Here is a 20,658-nt window from a genome sequence, read left to right on the forward strand (position 1 = left end):
ACTCAGTTTGCCTTACCAAGTGTGCTCAGGCAAGTGCAATCAGCCATATCCGCAACGCGACGGAAGGTGGAAGGCGGCGTGAGACGGCCTGGATACGCTCTCACCCGGCACTCGCCCAACGCGGCTCTCTTCGGCGGGGGTCGTAGCTGTCGATGTAGTCGGCGAAGTCGGCGGCGTCGCGCGCCGCCGACGCCGTGACGCTCGGGTAGTAGTCGGAGATCCGCTCCGGGGGGATCCCGTCCCTGAGCAGCGCGGCGACCTCGTCGTAGGGGACGCGGGTACCCTCGATCACCGGAACCCCACCGCGGATCGCCGGGTCCACCGCCACATGCTCGCGGGGCTGCAGCAGGTCGGGGATGTGCCGGCCGTCGCGGTAGAACGGCCGTAGCACGTCCGCCATCTCGTGGATTACCACGTTGCCCTTCGTCCGCACCAGGTCGACCGCCTGGTCGGGGGCGGTGAGGTAGATGATGCTGCCGTCGGCGACCAGCGTGCAGGACGACAGGTGGTCGCTCTCCTTCAGGTCCTCGCGGAGGGTGTCGAGCGCACGCCTGATCTTCTGCAGGAAGGCGTCGTCACGCAGGCTGACGCAGGTCCACAGTGCCACCACGTCGCGGAAGGAATAGAGGACGGGCCGGGTGCCGGAGATCTCCGGCATCAGCACCGCGCCCTGGCTCGCTCCGGTCTTGCGCCAATGGGCGAGTTGGCGGAGCGTGGCGCCCGAGAGCGCCGCGACGAGCTTCGGATCGTACGCCACCGTCCCACCCCCTTCGTCTCCTGCAAATGCCGAGGAGACCGTCATAAGCGGTTGATACGTGCGATGGCCTGGTTAAGCTGAGCAGTGCGCGAGCGAGTACGAACCGCGAAGTGAGGCCGGGTTTCCCGCCGTATGACGGGCACCCGGCCATCGCGTTTCATCGGATGGCCCTCACCGGTCACCCAGGATCTTCGTGTTGGCCCGGCGCAGGCCGTCTCTCGCCTCCAGGAACTCCGACCTGAGCGCGTCGCCGACACCGGGGTCGTCGTGCTGCGGCGGCCGGGCCTCGCGTCGCGCCTGGAATCGCTCGCGGAGCGCGCCCGCCTGCCTATGGCGACGCGCCCGGTTGAGGTCGAGCAGGACTCCCCGCTCACCGGCCGCGCACGCCTCCACGATCGGAGCGGTCTCACGGAAGAGGTCACTCAGGTCGGCCTCACTCCGGCCGCCGTGGAGGTGGATCACAGCTCGTACGCGATCCATGGTGGACGGGCTGAGCGGGTCGTCGATGTCAACGGTCAGGGAGAGGGCGCGCGAGCCGTACTCGGCGGGCGGCGAGTCGCGGCGCTCCGCCAAATCGCTCTTCACGGTCCACTCCTCGGCGAGGATGAGCGCGTGGTCGTAGGGGCCGTGACCGTCCCAGCGCCAGGCGGCACCGCTGAACCGGGTGCGCCCCGACTCGATGGCGTCCAGGTCGGCCAGGTAGAGAAGCGGCGCGAGCTTCGTCCTGGTGATCTCCACGTACAGCTCGCGAGCCACTTTCAGCACCGCCAGCACGGCGCGCGCCAGAGGGGTGGGTGAGTCAGGGAATCCATCCATCGTCACTCCTTCGCGAGAAATGCTGAGGATGCAGCCCGAACCGGGGCGTAGACAGTCTTATGAACTGGTTCTGTCACCAATACCGGGTTTTGGGTTCAGATCCGGACACCGGAGCAGACATCAAGCATGCCTTCGGAAAATTTTACGTTACTGTAGCCAATAGTTCATCACAAATAGTTGATCGTCGCGAAGCACCGACGGCGCTTCGCGACGATCGGCCGTATTAAGACACCTGATACCAGTGGAAGGGCCGGAGCATTGCTCACCGACGCCGAGAAGCACTACAAAGACCTCATCGAGCGCAGCATTATTCTCGGTGAGCTCTGCATAACGTGGTGCCGGGCAGACTCCGCCGATGAGGTGATCCGGGCTCTCGATGTCGAAGTGCTCGATATCACTAATAGCGGGTTTAAAGGACTGTCCGACGAGTCGTACAAGGAGCAGATCGAGGGCGGATTCGGTGGGTTCCTAATGCTAGGAGAGGAGCCGCCCTGGTTCCTCGCGATGGAGTACACCGGCGATCGGGCTTATAGGGCGCTCGATCGACTCTCCTCCGGCGGCGAGGCGATCTGCCTCATCGGGAGCGCGACCCTCTATCGATTTGCGTTGTTCTACGCGCGTGATGGCAGGAAAATATGCAAGTTCGACTACGCGGGCGATATTTTTGGTGAAACGGCGGCCATCGATGAGCATCTCCAGGGCCTGTTCCATCTGCACGAGCGATACGCCGACACCGAGGCAGGTCGCGCCCCGGATGGAGGGCTGCTGGACGACTGGCGCATGCACGCATTAGTGCTGATGGAGCGGATCACCGGAGTCCGTCTATCCTTCGAATGGCTGACACGAGGACACGCGCTTTATCGTTTCCGAGTCTAGGGTGTGCATTCGGTTGCAATTGAGCTTGATGGGTTGAAGTCACCTCGCGCCCGATCGGCGATTGGACATTGATTGTCGGCGATCACCGTTCCGCGCCCCGGGTCGCGCCCGGAATCGCTCGCGGAGCGCCTACGCCCGCCTATGGCGACGCACCTGGTTGAGGTCGAGCAGGACTCCCCGCTCACCGGCCGCGTACGTCTCCGCGATCGGAGCGGTCTCACGAGAGAGACCGCTCAGGTCGACCTCGCTCCGGCCACCGTGAAGGTTGATCACGGCTCGCACGCGGTCCATGTCCGCCGGGCCGAGCGGGTCGTCGACGTCGACGGTCAGGGAGAGGATGTGCGGGCCGTACTCGGCGGGCGGTGAGTCACGGCGCTCTACCAGGTCGCTCTCCACGGTCCACTACTCGGCGCGGACGAGCGCGTGGTCGTAGGGCCTGTAGCCGTCCCAGCGCCAGGCGGCACCACTGAACCGGATGTGCCCCGACTCGATGGCGTCCAGATCGGCCAACCTGAGCCCAGAGCGTTCAACCGACCTCCTCGGCACCGAGCGTCTCGCGGGAAAGCATCGAAGGGGCGGTCAGGGTGCACCAGACGACTTTGCCGCCGGTGGCGAGGCGGTAGTGGCCCCAGCTTCGGGCGAGGAGGTCGACGAGGCAGAGGCCGCGGCCGCCCTCGTCGTCCGGGCCGGGGTCGCGCAGGACCGGCGGGGTACGGCCGGCGGCGTCCCAAACGCGCAGCACGACCAGGTCACAGGACCGTCGGGCGTCCTGAGCGCTCCCGGGACTTTCGGGGCTTCCGGGCTCTTCGGCGGCCTCGGTGTCCCGGACGGCTCCGGTGAACCCTTCACTTCCGGTGCTTTCAGGGGCTTCGGTGTGGTCGGGGTCGCCGGGGCGGTAGAGGTCGAGCCAGATGTGGTCGGGGGGCGGGGGTGCCGCCGTGTCCAGGTCCGCGCCGGGGACGGGGGCGAGGTGGGCCTTGATGGCGTTGGAGACCAGCTCGGAGACGATGAGCTGGGCCGTCTCGACCAGGTCGCCCCGGCCCCAGCCCTCCAGTACACGCTGGACGTGGACGCGGGCGTAGTAAGGCGAGGTCGGGAAGAGGGAGAGTTCCAGGTGGTGCTTTCCGGTGCTGAACTCGGTCATCGGCTACCCGTTCCTGGTCGGCATGACAGGCGGCAGGGCATGGGACCGGCGCCGTTCGCAGACGGGGGCGGCTGCTCTCCCCACGGGGGATGGGAGCACGGCGCCGGTCCCATGAGGGCACGACCTGGGACGCGGCAGGGGGCTGCCGCGGGTCATGCCGCTTGAGCCGGACGGACCCCGAACGGGGTGGGCCGTTTCGGGAGGGAAGATCATCCGTCCGGCTGACTCGGGAAATCACTGATTCCGCCATCCGGAATGCGCCCGATCCGGAAAGCTTGACTCTGCGAGCATGCACCATCACCCTAAGTAAGTGCAAGGGCTACATTCGTAGTGACTACATCGTCCAGAAAGGTGCAGAAATGCGAGATGAGCAGGGAATCGGCGGAAGCGTTTCTCGCCTGTCGGGTCGGCGTCAGCCGCCCACCGTTCGCCTGCGCCGACTGGCGGCAGAGCTGCGCCGCCTCCGTCAGGAAGCCGGCCTCTCCCAGGACGACGTCATGGAGAAGACCAACGTCAACAGCGTCACGCTCTACCGGATCGAGACGGCCAGGACAAAGCCGCAGCTCCGCACCCTCATAGCCCTGCTCGACGCCTACGGCGTCACCGGAAGCGAACGCGTCGACCTACTCGCCCTGCAGAAGGAGGCCAAGCAGCGCGGCTGGCTGCACGGCCTCGAAGCAGACCTTCCCGACAAGTACAGCACCTACATCGGGCTGGAAGCGGAGGCGCAGAAGGCCATCAACTACGAGTCACTGTTCGTCCCGGGGCTGCTTCAGACCGAGGACTACGCACGGTCGGTCGTCCGGGGCGTGCTGCCGACAGCCACAGAGGCAGAGGTCGAAAGCTTCGTCACCGCCCGAATGCAGCGCCAGGGCCTCCTGGAGAACGAGACGCCTCTGCGGCTATGGACGATCATCGATCAAGCGGCCCTGTGCAGGACAGTCGGCAACCACGCCATCATGCGTGACCAACTCACGCACCTCATCCAGCAGGCTCAACGCCCGCACGTCACCGTCCAGGTGATCCCGTTCTCCGCAGGAGCCCATCCCGGCATGCCGGGCAGCTTCATCGTGCTCAAGTTCGGCACGGACGGTCCCGACGTTATTCACATTGACAGCATGGCCGGTGATCTGTTTCTTGAGAAAGAGACAGATATCCAGCGGTACAACCAGATTTGCGAGCATCTGCAAGCGGTAGCGCTCAGCCCGAATGACACCACAGCGCTCATCGCATCCCTATGTAAAGATCATTAGAGAAGGAAGCAGGATGCAGAAGCCTGACCTCTCCGATGCGCTCTGGCGCAAGAGCAGCCTCAGCGGTAGCGGCCCGAGCTGCGTCGAGGTGGCGTTCGTCAACGATGCCGTCGCCGTCCGCGACACCAAGGACCGCGACGGCGGCACCCTCCTCTTCCGCCACGACACATGGGCCGCCTTCGTCGGCGGCATCAAGGCCGGCGGCTTCGACCGTCTCTCCTGATCGGCAGGCCCGCTCCAGGACCACCACCGCCTTCCGGAGGTGTGCCGTCGCGTCGCGGCACGCGCCTTCCGGAAGGCGACTCGAGCATGACGAGGAACGCGGCATACGAGGCCGCCTGAGACCTTCGGCCACAGGCCGGCCAGGCGACCGATGACGGGCCGTCCCGGTCCGCACCCATGTCCGTGTCCGTGTCCGCTTCCGGGAGGGGCGTGCCCTCGGGGGTGTCGCGCCGATGGGGAGCGCGCTGGTCACCATTCACTCCTCACCGGCGGCTGCCCCGCGGCGCCCGCCGTACGGCTCGCCGGTCTGTGACCCGTGAAGGGAGAGGTCGCCGGAGGAGAAGGCGGCCCGACCGGGTCACCGGAGGGCGACGAACGTTCCGAGACGGCCGACCGAGAGCCGGGACTCGGCTCTGCCTTCGTTGAAATGCGTGATATCTGACATCATGATCACGCAGGCCACCTCCTGGATCGATCCATCGGAACCGTCCAGCCCCGCCGTACTCCCCCGCCCACGAGAGGAGGTCGGACGTCCGTGACCGACCACACGCTCGTCACCGAGCTCCGCGATCTCGCCGACCACCCGTACCTGGCGGCGCGCGGCGAGCAGCTGCGTGACCTCGCCGACGCGATCGCCGAAACCGGGCAGAACGACATCCCGGAGAACGGGAAAGCGGTCCGCTGGTGCGAGGTCGATCTCTTCTCGGCCTTCGCGCCCGGCGACACGGTTCTCCCGTCCGGCGCCGGGGACCACCCGGGGGACCTGTCCGGCTCTCCGGAGGCGAAGCCGTCCTCCCGGGGCTCCGGCTTCCGGAGGTGGGTGCCGATCCTCAGCCACGTCCTGGTCTTCCTGCCGATCGTCGTCACCTGGCTCGGGTTGAAGATGGCGACCGACGCCTACGGCCAGACGCTCAAGGCCGACGGCGTCGAGGCGGCCCGGCACCCCTTCCTGGAGATGTGGCAGCAGGGTTTCGGCGGGCGGCTGGCCGAGTTCTGGGAGTTCGACAACGTCGCCCTGCTCACCCTGGGAGCCATCGGCGTCCTCGTCGTCGTCACGGTGGCCGACCACCGGCTCCGCAACGGCGAGGAGGACGCCGCCGACCGGCGGCAGAGGGACCTCGACCGGGAGCTGGCGGTACTGCGCGGCAGGCTCAGGAACGCCCTGACCCGGGCGAGCCTCACGCTCGGCCAGGTACGGCTCGCCTCCCCCGCGCGCTTCACCGCCGAACTCACCAAGGCGGCGACCCAGATCAACAGGGTGGGGAACACCACCCGCCGCGCCCAGACGGAGTTGGTCGACGCGCTGACCCGGGCACTGGAGGCGACGCAGAAGACCACGGACGCGCTCGTGGCCGGCGCCGCCGACGTGCAGGGCTCCATCGGGTCACTCGACCGGCACCTCACCGGCATCAACGCCGCCTGCATCGACCTCGCGACGGCGGTCGACCGTACCTCCTCGGTGGTGGACGACGCGGGGACCAGGGCCACCGAGGCGGTCGGGCAGGCCGGGGACCAGCTGGCCACCGCCATCTCGCAGACCACCCTGGGGTTGCGGGAGTCGTTCAACGAGGAGCTGGTCCGCTCCGTCGAGTCCATCCGGAAGACGGTCGCCGTCCTCGACGCCCGGGTCGGCGAGCTGGCTGGCAACGCCGCCGGCATCGGCGTCGCCGTCGACCGCGTCGCGGTCTCCGTCGGCGCGATGGGCGCCGGCACCGAGCGGGCGGTCGCCTCCGTCGGCGACCGGCTGGCCACCGCGCTCACCGGCACGTCGGCCGACTTCCGGGACGCCTTCGGCACCGTCGGCGCCGAGATCCGCGACGCCCTCGGCAACTGGTCGGACGCCGCGGGCGCGCACGCCTCCCGGATCGAGATCGTCTCCGGCATCTCGGGCCGGACGGCCAACGTCCTGGAGGACACGCGGGACGCCCTGGACCGGCTCCCCGCCATGCTGGACGGCGTCCTCGCGGGCCTGCCGTTCCGGATCAAGGAGGTCACAGAGGGCGACTTCTCCGACCTGACGCACGCCATCGTCCGGCTCCAGGACGCGCTGGACCGGGCTATCGACGTGATCGGCGGCGCCGTACCGAACGGTGCCGCGGCGGGCCTCGTCACCTCCGATGGCGTCGCGTCCGGTGGGGTCGTTCCGGACGGCGCCGCTTCCTGCGGCGTTCCCGGCGGAGTCGTGGCCGGTGGCGCCATGGCCGGTGGTGTTCTCGGCGGAGTCGTGGCCGACAGCGTCGTGGCCAGCGAAGTCGTGGCCGGCGGTGTCCCGAGCGGCGCCGGTGGACCCGTATGAGAGTCGGCCCGAGTGTCTCCCGCCCGACGCTGCTGGCCGGCTGGCTCTTCGCCGACCTGCTCCTCGGCTTGACGATCATCATGCTCGGCGCCCAGGCCCCGCCCGAGCCGCCGAAGGCGCCGGCCGGGCCGGAGACCGGCAGCGCCACGGCCACTCCGGCCCCGAGCCCCTCCCCGTGCGCGACCCGCGTCGCCGGGGTGAAGGCCGAGCCGGTGAAGGTCACCTTCCGGGTGAGCCCCGGGGCCGACGGTAAGGTGCTGAACGCGCAGGTGAAGAAGGAACTGCTCACCTACCAGGACCGCCTCACGGGGCGGCACGCCGGCATGGTGCTGACCTTCGGCGCGGGCAGCGGCCCGGGAGAGGGCGCGCGCCTGGCCACCCGGGTCAACAAGGCGGCGCGCAAGGCCTACCCGAGCGTCTTCGGGGCCGCCGCCACCCGGAACTTCCACGACCTGTCCGCACCGGGCGGAATGATCTCCATGGAGATCTACTTCGTCTCGGACGGCTGCGCCCCGGCGACCGACAAGAGCTGAGGATCATGCGATGAGCGGGGAGATGCTCCCCCGCCGCCCTGCCGGAGTTCTTCCGGCAGCTCAGCCTCCACGCAGAGCCACCACGACGACAGATGGGAAGCGTGAGATCTGACGGTATTCGAGTGCGACGCCGTGGACATACTTCTCATGAATCACACGCGTCACCCGTAACTCGGGGAACGCCGAGCCGAAAGAGGAGAGCCCATGTCGAACCCGCCGCTTCCCGAGGGCGCCGTCGAGATGCTGAAGAAGGCGAACCCCGCCGTCATCGCGACGCTCCGGTCCGACGGCCAGCCCGTGTCCACGGCCACCTGGTACCTCTGGGAGGACGACGGCCGGATCCTGGTCAACATGGACGAGGGCCGTAAGCGGCTGGACCACCTGCGTAACGACCCCCGGGTGACGCTCACCGTGCTCGACGAGGGCAACTGGTACACCCATGTCAGCATCATCGGGCGCGTCGTCGAGATACGTGATGACGAGGACATGAGCGACATCGACCGGCTGTCGCGGCATTACGGGGGCAACCCGTACCCGCGGCGGGACCGCAAGCGGGTCAGCGCCTGGATCGAGGTCGACCGCTGGCACGGCTGGGGCGAGCACAAGGACAGCAGCCAGGCCTGACGGCCGCGGGCCGGGACGGGCCGGGAAGACGCGCGTCGCGGGTCGGCGCGGGAGCACCCTGGAGAGCCGGGGAACCGCGCGTCACGGGTCGGCGGGGCGTGCCCTACAGCTATCGGGCCGGAAGGCGGTCAGCCGCGGAGGGTGCCGTCGCCGAGGCCCTGGATGCCGAGCCGTACCAGGGTCGAGCCCCGCTCCGCCAGGCCGGACGTCGCGGCCTCCACGGCGGCCAGCCGCCGGAAGGCGTCACCGAGGCGGCGCTGCTCCGCCAGGGGCAGGCGGGGCAGTTCCACGCGGCGGATGTCGGAGCGGGAGCTGCCGGTCTGGCCACGCCGGGAGGTCTGGGAGCCGGCGATCCGGAGGAAGCCGGCGAGGCAGTCGGGGTCGACCCGCTCGGGGTCGGGGCGCAGCAGGTACAGGCCGGGTCCGAGGAGCGCGCCGCCCTCGGTGACGACACGGGCGGCGAAGGACCGGCTTCCGGCCGGGACGACGACGTCGCCGGGTTCGAGGATGACAGAGCCGGGGGCGGACGGGGCCGAGGAGCCGGAGGTGGACGCGACGGAGCCGGGGGCGGGCTCGGCGCGGCCGGTGGGCGGGCGTCCGGCGATCACGTCCTCGACGGTCAGCATCGGGGTCGTGCCCGCATCGGGCTCGCCGGGGGACGCCTGCTGAACGGTGACCGCGCCCGCGCCGGGCTCGCCGCGGGGGGCCTGGAAGACGACGATCGTGCCCGCCCTGACCTGCTCGGCGACCGTGGTCCTGGGCAGCTCGTCCGCCGACGCGGTGAGCGTGCGCAGTTCCTCGACGGCCCGCTGGAGCGCGGCGGCGGAGGCGGCCAGCGCGTCGAGCGAGGCGGTGAACTCCTGTCCGGTACCCGCGGCTGACCGGCCCGTGACGTGGCGGGCGGGGGTCAGGTCGACGTCCTCGTCCAGCAGCTCGATGAGCGGTACGGCTCCCGGTGTGTCCACGCCCACCTGCGTTTCCGCGGTCCCCCGAAGACCCGCTCCCCCCTGTGCGTTTGCGGCTCCCCCGGGGACGACGGTGAAGGACCGCCAGCCGTCCAGGACGGTCTCCCGTACCCGGGGCCAGGGCAGGTCGGCGGCATCGATCATCAGGACGTGGGACGGGATCGGGTCGCCATGCTCGGGCTTGCGCAGGACCCACAGGTGAGGTGAGCCGAGGGCGTTCGGGGCGGTCCCGGCGGGCAGGGCGACCACGGCGCGCAGCGCGCCCGCGCGCAGGAGCTGGGCCCGGATGCGGCGTCCAGAGCGGCGGTCGGCGGCGGCCGAGGGCATCAGGACCACGGCGTGGCCGCCGGGCCTGAGGTGGAACAGCGCGTGCTGAACCCAGGGCAGCTCCGGCTCGCCGCGCGGGGGCAGGCCGTACTGCCAGCGGACGTCCCCGGCCAGCTCCTCGTAGCCCCAGGCGCGTTCGGCGAAGGGCGGACCGCAGACGACGGCGTCGGCCTGGAGGGAGGCGAACCGGTCGTCGCGCAGGGCGTCGCCGACACGGACCGTCGCCGGGTGACCGTGCAGCAGGAGCCGTACGGCGGCGATGCGGGCGGCGTGCTCGTCCCGTTCCTGGCCGGAGAGGGCGGTCGCGCCCGAGGCGGCTGCGGACAGCAGGAGCGTTCCGAGCCCGCACAGCGGGTCCAGGACCACGCCGTCCCCGGCGGCGGACAGGGTCGTCATGAGGTCCGCGACGTCGGGTGACAGCGTCACGACGCGCCGGGAGTGGGCGTCGAGGTAGCGCTCGCAGAGGAAGTCGAAGGTCGCGGCGGCACCCCGTTCGGCGGCCAGCTCGGCGACGGAGCGCAGCAGCGGGACGGACACCGTGGAAGGCCCGGCGGCCTCACCCCGCTCCGGGCGGTCGTCCAGGGCGGACCCGGCGGCGGGCGGCCTGCCGGGAGAGGCACCTGTCGGCCCCGGGAGGTCGTCCATGGCGAGCTCGGCGGCGAGCGGCGCGGACAGCGCGTCGTCGTCCTTCCTTGCGAGCTTCGCCCACGTCTTCGGGGACCGGTCGAGGAAGAGCAGGAACGCGCCGACCTGGCCGACGGCCTCGGCCAGGCGCAGGTCCTCGACGCCGGCCCGCAACTCCTGCCACACGCGCTCGCCGAGGGGGACCTCGGCCAGCTTGCCCTGGCGGCGCAGCCACTCCTCCACCTCGGTCAGGGAGAACAGCGGGCTGCTGGACGTTCCTCCCACCGGCACGGGGAAGTCGTCGAACCGGCGGCGCCAGTTGCTGACCGCGGCCCGCCCGACCCCGGCCAGCCGCGCGATGTCCGCGGCCGCGACCGTGGCGCTGTCACCCATGGGAACCCCAAACCTACGTACCGACGCGCTGGACGGCCGCCGCGTACATGTGCACGGGATCGGTGGACAGATCCCTGTTCACCAGCCCCGGCAGCGGCGGCACCGTCCTCACCAGGGGTGCCAGTATCTCGAAGACCCGGGCCACGTCGTCGGGGCGCCCCTCCGGAGACTTGGCGAGCAGCCGGAACGTCAGTTCCTTCAGCTCGCGGGGGACGTCCGGCCGCCTCATGGGGGGCGGGTCCTCGCGCCGGCTCCGGTCGATCTCCGTCAGCAGGTCCCGGGAGGCGAACGGGCGCGAGCCGGTGAGCAGCTCGTACAGCAGGCATCCGACCGTGTAGAGGTCGCTGGACCGGCTCGCCTCCGCGCCGTCCAGGAGCTCCGGGGCCATGTAGCGGGCCGTTCCGGGGATCTGCCCGGCCGCGGTGATCTGTGAGAACTCCGTGGGGCCGAAGGAGGTGGCCACCCCGAAGTCGATCACCTTGACGGTGGCGTCCGCGCAGACCACGAGGTTGCCGGGCTTGATGTCCCGGTGGATCAGCCCGGCTCCGTGCGCCGCGGCCAGGACGGCGCAGACCTGCGCCCCGATGAGGACCACCCACGGAACCGGCAGCGGCGTGTGCTCGGCGAGCACGTCCTGCACCATGTGGCCGTCGAGGTACTCCATGACCATGAACAGCTCATCGTCGTCGCTGCCGAAGTCGTAGACGACCGGTACGCCGGGGTGGCGCAGGCGGGCCGTGATCCGCGCCTCCCGATAGAAGCGGCGGGTCGCGTCCTTCCTGGCCGTCAACTCCTCCTCGCAGATGAGCTTGACCGCCACGGGACGGTTGAGCCGCAGGTCGGACCCCTGCCAGACCGTTCCCATGCCGCCGCGAGCGATGGGGCCGGCCAGCTTGTAACGCCCGGCGATCGTCCTCAACCCGAAAGTCCTGGGTGTCCCGGCGATTCCTGGGATCCCAGGAACCTGCTCTTCTGCCCGTGCCAGGAGATCACCAGGGTGTCCCTGGCCCGGGTGGCGGCGACGAACAGCAGCGACCGGGCCTGCCGCAGTTCGCGCCGGTAGCGCAGCGGATCGGTGTGCTCGTACTGCAGGGCGCGGCCGGAGGGGACCAGTCCGTCGGCGACCCCGGCGAGGATCATCCGCTGGTACTCCAGACCCTTGAAGCGGTGCATCGTCCCGACGTGGACAGCATCCCAGAGCTTGGGTCCGTCCGGCCCGATGGCCACGGCCTTGATGCCGGCCTTGCCCAGCCGGTTCTCGACCTCCGCGACCATGCGGCGCTCGGGAACGCAGACGGCGATCGACGAGAGCGCCGGGGCGTCCCACTCCCTGATCTGGTCGGCGAGGGCGTTCAGTTCCGCCGCCCAGGTGGACGCCGGGCGCAGCACGGGGCGCGGGCCGGAAAGGACCGACCGGTACCCGGACAGGTCCTCGCGCTTGTCGTCGAGGTCGTCCCACTCCTCCTCGCCGAGGATGCCGAGGGCGGCCTTGAGGTTCTCCTGCGTGATCCGGTAGCTGAGGGTGAGCTTGGAGGACCGTCCCCGGATGTTGACACCGAGGCTGCCGAGCGACACGTAGTTGCCGTAGATCCGCTGGTGGGTGTCACCGACGAGGAAGATGTCGTTCGGGCCCTCGGGGACCATGGCTCGGAGCATCTTCCAGTGGGCGGCGCTGAGGTCCTGCGCCTCGTCCACGACGATGTGCCGGTACCGGGGGCGGTGCCAGATCCCCGACTCGCGCTGCACCTTGACCGAACTGATCTGGTCGGTCTCGTAGGAGGCCCGCCGCCGGGCCCGTTCGATCTCCAGCCGGGCGGCTCTCTCGGCCACCTGCCGGTAGGTCCACACCTCCTTCTCGTCGAGCCGCTTGACGTAGCGCTCGACGAGCTGCCAGATCGCCGCCCGGTCCTCCCGGCTGATGGGCCGGCCCCGGCCCGCGCGGCGGGCGCGGAAGTAGTCGGCGCGCGAGTTGATCGACTGGCCGAGGATGACGTGGGACCACTCGGCGTGCAGGAACTCCGCGTCCCACCGGGTCTCCCCCTGCTCGTCGAGCAGGTGCTCCCACTCCTGCAGCGCCTTGGTGTCGTCGATCCATCGGCGGTGCCCGCCGGGTTCGGCGTCGGCGACGATCTGCGTGGCGAGCTTGTCGATGTTGACGATCTCGACTCGCCTGGCCGTCTCGTTCCCGGCGAGCACCAGCAGGCGCTGGCGCAGGTCCGCGGCGAGGTTCTTGTTGAACGTGGTGAGCAGGACGGGGGTGTCGTCTCCCGGGCCGAGCCGGTCGACCAGGTGTCTCACCCGGTGGAGCGCGACGATGGTCTTGCCGGTGCCCGGTCCCCCGCTGACCCTGGCGGGCCCGCTGTACTCCCGCTCCACCACCTTGCGCTGGGCGGGGTGCAGGAAGACGCGCCAGCGCTCGAAGCCCTCCTCAAGCGCCTCGCGCAGGGCGGTGTCGTCGGTGGTGACCTGAGTGGCGGGCCGGGTCAGGGCGGTCTGGTAGTCCTCGGCGTCGACCGGTTCGTCCGCGGCCACGGGGGTGGTGACCTGGTCGAGGACCTCCTCGTAGGTCCTGCCGTCGTGCAGGGCGAGCAGCACCTCGGTGGTGAGCTGCGGCGCGTACTCGGTCAGGCCGAGCAGCTCGTCCTCGGTGGTGATCTTCGCGATCAGCCCGATCAGCGGCTCGGCCACGCCGAGCGAGAGGAGCTGTTCGGCGGTGAAGGCGGCGAACAGCGTCTTCGGTTCAGGCGCGGGCACGGGCTCCGGCGCCGGGCCGGGCCGGGGATCCGGACGGGATGCTCCGGAGTGGATCGTCTCCTCGATGGAGACCAGGTCGAGGAACTCGATGCCGCCGGTGACCGGGTTGATCTGGTAGGCGAACCGGTCGAGGTTGTCGTAGACGTCCTTGCGGTGCTTGACCGCCACCAGGATGTAGTCGGAGTCGCCGGCGTGCAGCAGCAGCGCGCGGTAGTCCTGGTTGACCCGCGCCGAGTACAGCCTCGGGTGCCCCTTGAGCTGCTTGAAGCGCAGGCCCGGGTTCGCCGGGTCCCTCCGGAATTTGTGCTGGAAGTCGTAGATGGCGCCCTTGACCTCGCGGGGAAGCTTGAAGATCTCCCTGTCCGCCTTGTCGAGCAGCCGCAGCGTCGCCTCACCCTGCATGTTCACTCCGTCTCGTCTCCGCGTCCGCCGATGAGCGCGGCCGGCCCCTCACCCCGCATGGTCACTCCGTCCTGTCTCCGCGTCCGCCGATGAGCGCGGCCAGCTCCCCGGGGTCCCAGCCCCCCACGTCCCGCACGTCCCAGCCGGCCGCGGCGTACGCCTCGTTCCGCCTGTGCGCCTCGTCGTCGTCACCGGCCAGCACGACCGCGACGTTGGCCGACGGCCAGGCCAGCTCCGCCTGCCATGCCTGCTCGCCCAGCTCGAACCCGACGTCGCCGGAGGCGGGGGCGGGCACGCCGAGCCGGGCCAGTTCCCGGGCGAGTTCGGCCAGGCCGGGCTCCTCCGGGTCCAGCAGGTCGTAGACCTTCTCCCAGCGCGGATCAGGCCCCGCGATCACCTCCTCCGGCGCGGCCGGCGCCGGTACGGCCGGCTTCGGTACGACGCGTGTCCCGGAGTCGTCCGATGCGGGCCGTACGACCCGCATCGGGACCGTCTCCGCCTCGTCCGCCTCGTCCTGCTCGTCCGCCGGGTCGTCAGCGGGCAGGAGGCTGAGGACCGCCCGGACGCCCGCTCCCCCGGTCACGGCGAGCAGTGAGGGATCGAAGGCGTCCAGGTCGCTGAGCGCGAGCTGGCCGCCGTCCCCTCCCCCGGCGTCCAGGAACTGCAGCACGTTGCCCCAGTGGAGCCAGGCCGCCCAGCGGCGCCGGTGGCCCTCCTCGTCGGCCCGGATCGTCTCGTCGGTGTCGTCGATCACGGCGAACGCCGTCACGACCAGGCCGCCGCGCGAGTCGGCCACCACGGCGACCGGGCAGCCGGAGTGGTCCACGGCGCGCGCGGTCGTGATGCCGCCCTGGCCTTGAGCCCCGGCGGGCAGCGGCTCTCCGCGGAGCGCGGCCGTCAGCCGTTCCGGCACCCCGTCCGGGCCGGAGGTGCTCCTCTCCGCCTGCGTGAGCAGCCCGCCGGCGGCGGCTCCGGCACGGTGCAGCCACAGGTCGAGGTCCGGCTCCCGCAGGAATTCGAGCAGGGCGTCGACGGGGTTGGCCCACACCGTGCGGACCAGCTCCTCGGGGTCGCGGTCGCCGGTGAACATGCGGTAGAGCTGCCGGGCGGCGGCCTGGGCGTTGCCCAGGTAGGGGGCGCGGGCCGGCTCACCCCTGCCGAGGGGGGCGTGCCCCCGCTTCTCCCAGTCGTCGAGGTCGTCCCAGGTGAGCTGGAATACGGGACGGCCGTGCGCGCGCAGCACGGCGCGCTTCGCGGCGTCGCCCGCCAGCCGGTTCTTCTGCGGCGACGCGTGGTAGTTGTAGCCGTCGAGGTAGACGGCGACCTCCAGCGGCGCGTCGTCCAGCCGGCGGAACAGCACGTCGGGGCGGGTGCCCTTGATGGTGTTCTGCAGGATCATCTGCCAGTGCACGATCGAGCCGTCGGCGGCCTCGACGCGCAGGTCGGCGGTCTTCTTGCCGCCCACGACGCCGCCCCGGCCCAGCGTGCCGGGGGTGTCGGCCCGCCGCGCCCAGGCGTCGAGCCCGCCGAGGAAACGGGCTTCCAGCTCGCTCTCCACCTGGTCCCACAGGGAGATGGCGCCGGTGGTGGCGACCGTTGCGGTGCCCCAGTCGTCGAGCAGCTCCCGCAGCATGATGAGCGCCTCGGCCCGGCTGACCTTGTCGTACCTGTTGCCCGGCACGTGGGCGAGCAGGCAGCGGTGGCAGGCCGCCTTGACCGTGTCCTCCCCGCAGGAGCACCCGGCCACGATCTCCAGCGCGGCCTCCAGCACCCGGCGGAACCCCTCGTCGGTGGAGAGGCGGTGGAGGTAGCCGGTGCCGCCCGGCAGCGTGTCGTGCAGGACGAGGAAACGGCGCCGCCGCCCGGTCTCCTGGTCGGGCATGGTGGCCGTGACGACGGCGAGGTGCGCGGGGTCGCCGCCGTACTCGGCCGCCACCCCGGCCATCAGCGCGGCCTCGAACGAGGCCATCCGCTCCTCGATCAGCAGCGTGGCGACCGGCAGCAGGATGCGCAGCGCCTCGGTGCGCAGCTCGTGCGCGAGGATCAGCCTGACGTGTTCGGCGTCGTGGGCGGAGCGCCGGTGGACGCACCAGGGCCGGTGGTGCCTGCGCGCCGGGTCGGCGAGGGAGGTGGCGGTCAGCGCGGCCTGGGCGGCGGACTGCGGCGGCCCGTCCACCGTCGTGCCGCCGCAGGCGGGGCAGGTGTGGAAGGGGTTGATCCGGACGTCCTCCCCGGCGAACCTGTCGGTCGCCGGCCGGTCGTAGCGGGTGGTGCCGAGGTTGAAGCGCCGGATGACCGCCTTGCGGGTGAAGTCGACGCCGAAGACCGCCTTCTTGTGCCGCCACGACCCGGGCGCGATGTCCTCCGGCGCGATGTCCACCGCGACGGCCGTCTCGTAGTAGCGGCGCTGCCGGTCCTCGTGGTCGTCGCGGATCTGGGCGTCGTCGCGGCGGTCGTGCGCGGTCACCCGGGTCGGGCGCAGCACGCCGTACAGCGAGTCCAGCTCTCCGATATCCTGGCCGCCGCAGCGCGGGCACGGGGCGGTGTCCTTCTCCGCGAGGGTGGTCCGGACGTGGCCGCAGTCGGGGCAGACCCGCCACTGCTCCCACGCCTGCCGCGACGGGGTGCCGATGTCCAGGCCGGTCACGCGGTGCTGGTAGCCGCGCATGTAGAAGGAGTTGCCGGGGGCGAGCTCGGTGAGGGCCAGCCGGGCCGGGCGCTGGTATTCCCTGACCTCGCTGTGGTAGCGCTTGCCGCCCTCGACCTCCTCCTCCCAGGTGATCGTCGCCTCCAGCGCGGTGGTGGAGTCGATCAGGGAGTAGTTCGGCAGCAGGCCCAGCTCGACGAGCGCGCCCTGAGCGTTCTGCCGGCCGATCTCACCGATGCGCCTGGCCACGGCCCGCCGTTCGGCGGTCAGCGCCCGCTTCTGGGCGCGCTGCCCGGGGTCCGACTCCAGCAGCGCCTCGATCGCGGCGTCGATGGCGTCGAGCCGTTCCCGCAGGTCCGTCAGCCGCTGCCCCCACGTCCGCCTCGCCTCGTCCACGACCCGCGCCAGGTCCTCGGTGGCGAACCGCCGCAGGTCCCCGGCGGCCTCCGGGTTCACCGAGTCGCCGAACAGCCCGAGGAAGCCCTCGGCGAGGGCGGCGCCGTCCGCGAGCGCGGCGGCGGTGAACCCGGCCATCCAGCCCGTCTCCCCGAACAGCGCCGACGCCAGCCGTGGCAGCGGCGGCACACCACCGAGGCGGCCCCGGGCGCAGAGGTCGACGAGGTGGGCGACGTACTGGCGGCGCAGGATCTCCACCGCCGACAGGTAGCTGCCCGGCGGAATGATCTCCCCCGCGATCATGTCGCGCGGCTCGTTGAGGAAGTACAGGTCGCGCGGGGACCGGCCGACCATGGTGACCAGGAACGCGTTGCCGGTACGGCGGCCCGCGCGGCCGGCCCGCTGCACGTAACTCGCCGGGCCGGGCGGCAGGGACGCCAGGATCACCGCCGACAGGTCACCGATGTCGATGCCCAGCTCCAGGGTGGGCGTGCAGGCCAGCGTGTTCGGGTCGTTGTAGCGGGTGCCGTCGCGGAAGCGCTGCTCGACCTGTTCGCGCTGCCTGCGGGTCAGCGCGCCGGTGTGCTCGGCGGTGACCACCCGGAACGCGCCCCGGCCGCCCCGGGCGAGGTACAGGTCGCGGTAGTAGTCGAGCCGGTGGTCCTGGGTGCCGCGGTCGGTCAGTCGGCCGTGGCAGCGGTAGCGCGGGCAGGGCTGGCCGTACCAGTCGTCGAACAGCAGCGGGTGGACGGTCTGGACCCAGGCGCACGTGTCGCAGCCGATCCCGGCGTCGTTGACCTGGGAGTCGGTGAGGAGACGGACCTGGATGTGGCCGGGCTGCAGGCCGTACACCCGGGTCGCGCCGTCCTCGGCGGTCCGTACGGAGATCACGCCCTCTCCGGCGAGCAGCGGCAGCAGCCGGGAGAGGTACTCCCCCGAGGCGCCCCGGCCGAGGCCGAGGCAGCGGGTGGTCCAGTCCTGGTACCAGCCCTGCTCGGCGTCGATCCGGTCGAACTCCGACCTGCGCTTCTGCCGGTCGAGGAGGAACGCCGGCGCGGACAGCCCCTTGGGGAAGGCGGGCATCCCCTCCGGACGCCTGCCCCAGATCGCGCCGTACCTGCTGGTCCCGGCGTTGCCGATCCACCGGTCGAGCCAGAGATGCTTGATCGCTCCGCTGCGGCGCAGCCGCTCCAGCAGGCCCCGGACGTAGACGAGGTAGCGGTCGTCGGCGGCCAGCTCGATCATCCCGGCCATGCCGGTGTGCGCGTCCCTGGCGAGGGCGGCGATCTTCTCCGGGTCGGCCAGCACGACCTCGGCGGCGGCCGTGCGGGTCAGCTCCAGCGTGCGACCCTGCCGGGAGCGCAGACCCAGCTCCATGACGGTCGCGAAGGCCAGCCGCTCCCCGATGAGGTCCCACGCCGTCTTGGAACCGGTGGTCTCCTGCGCCAGGATCGCGTCGATCTCCGGCCGGTCGTGCAGGTCGGGCGGGACGACGGCGGGCAGCACGTCCGCCTCGCTGGCCGCCGCGGCCAGGTCGGCCATCAGGTCGTTGAGCAGCGTCGGCGTCTCGGGGTCGAGCCGGCCGGCCAGCAGCCGGCGCAGCGAGAACGCGTACGACCGGTTCGCCACGAACCCGGCCCGGTGGGCGGCGTCCTGCACCGAGTCGTTGAACAGCAGCGTCTTGCGCTGCTCGACCTCAAGCTGGTTGCCCGCGAAGAGCTGGGTGACGGTCACCGCCGCCAGCGAGGCGAGCCCGGAACCCAGGAAGCGGATGCCCTGGTCCACCCGGCAGGCCGGGCAGCGGTCCTGCTCGGCGGCGTTGTTCGCCTCGGGCCTGGTGTCCAGGTCGGTCAGGACGAACACGATGCCCTCCCGGCCGTACTCGTCCCTGGCGGGGTCGAGCGGCCGGACCCGGTCGGATTCGAGGATCGCGAGGTTCTGCACCCGCCCCTCGGCCTCGCTCCGGGTGGCCAGGATCAGCGGCCGGACGCGCTTCTTCTCCGACCCGACGGCGGCGCGGTAGATCCGCTCCGGGCTGGTGACCAGCTCCGCCGGGTCGCGTTCCGGGGAGAGCGCCGCCCAGCCGGACCGCCCGCAGTGGCGGCAGTACACCGAGGGCAGCAGGCTCTTGCCCATCACGTTGAACGTCGAGTCGGTGTCCAGCACGGGCAGCTCGCCGATCCAGGCGAAGGCCGGGGTGTGGTCGACCAGCCGCATCAGCCGGGAGACGGCCCGCACCCAGACGTGGGTCTCGATGTGCAGGAACGGCCTGCGGGGGTCCTCCGGGTCGCGGGCGTGCGACAGCAGCGCCACGAACCTCGCCAGCGCGGTGGCCGCCTGCGCGGGCGAGTTGCGGATGGCGGTGCCCCAGCCGTAGGCGCCCCGGCGCGGCAGCAGCTCCAGCATCTCCGCCGGCGTCTTCGGGCCGTCGCCGAGCAGGTCGAGCACCGCCTGGGTGAGGATGTGCTCCTTCAGCACCGCGCCCAGCGCCTGCGGGTCGAGGCCGTTGCGCCCGGTGACCGCCGCGGCGACCAGGTCCATCGCGCCCGGGTCGCGCAGCGGGTCGGGAAGGCCGGAGAGGTCCTGCACGTCGGGCAGCGGCAGCGTCACGTCGATGTCACCGACGAACTCCTCGGCGGCGAGCCGGTCCTCCCCGACCACGGCGTCCTCGGGGAACGGCGTGCCGAAGACCTGCTCGGCGACCCGGCGGACGGCGGCGGTGCCGGCGGCCCCGCCGTCCTTTCCGCGGCTCTCGCCGAGGGTGGCGGAGGTCGCGACCGGGCAGATGCCGCCGAGCGGGCTGCCCGGCCGGGCGTGACCCGTCGCGGCGGCCAGGCGGCGCAGCAGCATCGCCACGTCGGTGCCCTGCGCGCCGTCGTAGGTGTGGAACTCGTCGACCACGACGTACGCCAGGGCCGCGTCCCGCCACAGCGGCAGGTCGTCGGCGCGCTGGAGCAGCAGGTCGAGCATCTTGTAGTTGGTGATGAGGACGTCCGGCGGGTTGCGGCGGATCTCCGCCCGCTGCGTCATCACCTTCTGATAGCCGGTCTCGGGGGTGTCGCCGATGTAGAGGGCGGCGGTCACGTCGTGCAGGTCCTGGTGGAGCAGGTAGTCGTTGATCCGGTGCGCCTGGTCGGTGGCCAGCGCGTTCATCGGGTAGAGCAGCACGGCCTTCACCCCGTGCCGGCCGTTCGCCCGCTCCCTGCGGCAGTGGTCGAGCACCGGGACGAGGAACGACTCGGTCTTGCCGGAGCCGGTGCCGGTGGTGATCAGCGTCGGCTCGGCCGCCTTGCCGAGCGTGCTGAGCCGCCGGAAGGCCGCCGCCTGGTGCCGGTACGGTGTCCAGTCGCCGGGCGGCGCCCACTCCAGGACGTCGCGCCACCCTGGTTCCGCCACCCGGAACGGCGTGCGGATCCGCAGGTAGGGGCCGCGGAAGATGCCCTGCTCGGGGTGGTTGAGAAACCGCTCCAGGGCCTTGCGGACGGGTTGCTCCGCCAGGGCGAAGGTGGTCGTGAGGTACTGCGTCAGGCTCCGCCGCAACTCATCGGCGGCCAGCGTCGGTCTCACCCGACCTCCAGGTGGTGTCGTACGGTCCGCCGGCACCCGGACGTGGCCCGTGCCCGCGACAC

14 protein-coding genes are annotated in these 20,658 nt (G+C 71.2%); 6 read left to right on the plus strand and 8 right to left on the minus strand.

The genetic code is table 11. From position 1 onward, the window contains the following. Positions 1 to 100 precede the first annotated feature (100 nt). Positions 101 to 757: a DUF433 domain-containing protein gene (locus IEZ10_RS16375; RefSeq protein ID WP_189247361.1), complete on the minus strand. Its 657-nt coding sequence runs from the start codon at positions 755 to 757 to the stop codon at positions 101 to 103. A 171-nt stretch (positions 758 to 928) separates the two neighbouring features. Continuing rightward, positions 929 to 1,573 (minus strand): hypothetical protein, encoded by a 645-nt coding sequence (locus tag IEZ10_RS16380; RefSeq protein WP_189247362.1) that lies wholly within the window; start codon positions 1,571 to 1,573, stop codon positions 929 to 931. Between the two features lie 177 nt (positions 1,574 to 1,750). Here IEZ10_RS16380 and IEZ10_RS16385 point away from each other — a divergent pair, with 177 nt between their 5' ends. Next, positions 1,751 to 2,449, plus strand: a complete 699-nt coding sequence (locus IEZ10_RS16385) for a DUF6461 domain-containing protein (RefSeq protein ID WP_189247363.1) — start codon at positions 1,751 to 1,753, stop codon at positions 2,447 to 2,449. A gap of 129 nt (positions 2,450 to 2,578) precedes the next feature. Here the strand turns inward: IEZ10_RS16385 and IEZ10_RS16390 are convergent, their stop codons facing one another. Both IEZ10_RS16390 and IEZ10_RS16395 read right to left on the minus strand, forming a co-directional pair. Continuing rightward, a complete protein-coding gene (locus IEZ10_RS16390) occupies positions 2,579 to 2,845 on the minus strand; it encodes a hypothetical protein (protein ID WP_189247364.1) in 267 nt (88 codons plus the stop codon). 130 nt (positions 2,846 to 2,975) lie between these two features. Continuing rightward, positions 2,976 to 3,593, minus strand: a complete 618-nt coding sequence (locus IEZ10_RS16395) for an ATP-binding protein (RefSeq protein ID WP_189247365.1) — start codon at positions 3,591 to 3,593, stop codon at positions 2,976 to 2,978. A 359-nt stretch (positions 3,594 to 3,952) separates the two neighbouring features. On the opposite strand from IEZ10_RS16395, the gene IEZ10_RS16400 reads away from it, so the two are divergent. The 5 genes from IEZ10_RS16400 (at position 3,953) to IEZ10_RS16420 (ending at position 8,521) form a co-directional block, all read left to right on the plus strand. After that, a complete protein-coding gene (locus IEZ10_RS16400; RefSeq protein ID WP_189247366.1) occupies positions 3,953 to 4,846 on the plus strand; it encodes a helix-turn-helix domain-containing protein in 894 nt (297 codons plus the stop codon). 13 nt (positions 4,847 to 4,859) lie between these two features. After that, the gene (locus IEZ10_RS16405) at positions 4,860 to 5,069 is read left to right on the plus strand and encodes a DUF397 domain-containing protein (RefSeq protein WP_189247367.1); all 210 of its coding nucleotides are present in this window, start codon (positions 4,860 to 4,862) and stop codon (positions 5,067 to 5,069) included. Between the two features lie 534 nt (positions 5,070 to 5,603). Next, complete coding sequence (locus IEZ10_RS16410) at positions 5,604 to 7,364, plus strand: methyl-accepting chemotaxis protein (RefSeq protein WP_189247368.1); 1,761 nt, start codon at positions 5,604 to 5,606, stop codon at positions 7,362 to 7,364. Further along, positions 7,361 to 7,897, plus strand: a complete 537-nt coding sequence (locus tag IEZ10_RS16415) for a hypothetical protein (RefSeq protein ID WP_189247369.1) — start codon at positions 7,361 to 7,363, stop codon at positions 7,895 to 7,897. The genes IEZ10_RS16410 and IEZ10_RS16415 overlap by 4 nt, the downstream gene beginning before the upstream one ends. A gap of 204 nt (positions 7,898 to 8,101) precedes the next feature. Continuing rightward, positions 8,102 to 8,521 carry a PPOX class F420-dependent oxidoreductase gene (locus IEZ10_RS16420; protein WP_189247370.1) on the plus strand — a complete coding sequence of 140 codons (420 nt, stop codon included), beginning with the start codon at positions 8,102 to 8,104 and terminating at the stop codon, positions 8,519 to 8,521. A gap of 128 nt (positions 8,522 to 8,649) precedes the next feature. On the opposite strand, the gene IEZ10_RS16425 is transcribed toward IEZ10_RS16420, so the two are convergent. The 4 genes from IEZ10_RS16425 to IEZ10_RS16440 all read right to left on the minus strand — a co-directional run bounded on the left by IEZ10_RS16425 (position 8,650) and on the right by IEZ10_RS16440 (position 20,596). After that, complete coding sequence (locus IEZ10_RS16425) at positions 8,650 to 10,830, minus strand: N-6 DNA methylase (protein ID WP_189247371.1); 2,181 nt, start codon at positions 10,828 to 10,830, stop codon at positions 8,650 to 8,652. A gap of 13 nt (positions 10,831 to 10,843) precedes the next feature. Further along, the gene (locus IEZ10_RS16430) at positions 10,844 to 11,749 is read right to left on the minus strand and encodes a serine/threonine-protein kinase (protein ID WP_189247372.1); all 906 of its coding nucleotides are present in this window, start codon (positions 11,747 to 11,749) and stop codon (positions 10,844 to 10,846) included. Then, positions 11,746 to 13,986 (minus strand): UvrD-helicase domain-containing protein, encoded by a 2,241-nt coding sequence (locus IEZ10_RS16435; RefSeq protein ID WP_189247373.1) that lies wholly within the window; start codon positions 13,984 to 13,986, stop codon positions 11,746 to 11,748. The genes IEZ10_RS16430 and IEZ10_RS16435 overlap by 4 nt, the downstream gene beginning before the upstream one ends. A 61-nt stretch (positions 13,987 to 14,047) precedes the next feature. Beyond that, the gene (locus tag IEZ10_RS16440) at positions 14,048 to 20,596 is read right to left on the minus strand and encodes a DEAD/DEAH box helicase (RefSeq protein WP_189247374.1); all 6,549 of its coding nucleotides are present in this window, start codon (positions 20,594 to 20,596) and stop codon (positions 14,048 to 14,050) included. Positions 20,597 to 20,658 lie beyond the last annotated feature (62 nt).

Source organism: Streptosporangium pseudovulgare (genome assembly GCF_014648055.1).
In the GTDB taxonomy this organism is placed as follows: domain Bacteria; phylum Actinomycetota; class Actinomycetes; order Streptosporangiales; family Streptosporangiaceae; genus Streptosporangium; species Streptosporangium pseudovulgare.

Coding starts and splice junctions, on each gene's coding strand:
- IEZ10_RS16380 (WP_189247362.1), bottom strand. CDS start 1,573: ATGGATGGATTCCCTGACTCACCCACCCCTCTGGCGCGCGCCGTGCTG.
- IEZ10_RS16395 (WP_189247365.1), bottom strand. CDS start 3,593: ATGACCGAGTTCAGCACCGGAAAGCACCACCTGGAACTCTCCCTCTTC.
- IEZ10_RS16400 (WP_189247366.1), top strand. CDS start 3,953: ATGCGAGATGAGCAGGGAATCGGCGGAAGCGTTTCTCGCCTGTCGGGT.
- IEZ10_RS16405 (WP_189247367.1), top strand. CDS start 4,860: ATGCAGAAGCCTGACCTCTCCGATGCGCTCTGGCGCAAGAGCAGCCTC.
- IEZ10_RS16415 (WP_189247369.1), top strand. CDS start 7,361: ATGAGAGTCGGCCCGAGTGTCTCCCGCCCGACGCTGCTGGCCGGCTGG.
- IEZ10_RS16420 (WP_189247370.1), top strand. CDS start 8,102: ATGTCGAACCCGCCGCTTCCCGAGGGCGCCGTCGAGATGCTGAAGAAG.
- IEZ10_RS16425 (WP_189247371.1), bottom strand. CDS start 10,830: ATGGGTGACAGCGCCACGGTCGCGGCCGCGGACATCGCGCGGCTGGCC.
- IEZ10_RS16435 (WP_189247373.1), bottom strand. CDS start 13,986: ATGCAGGGTGAGGCGACGCTGCGGCTGCTCGACAAGGCGGACAGGGAG.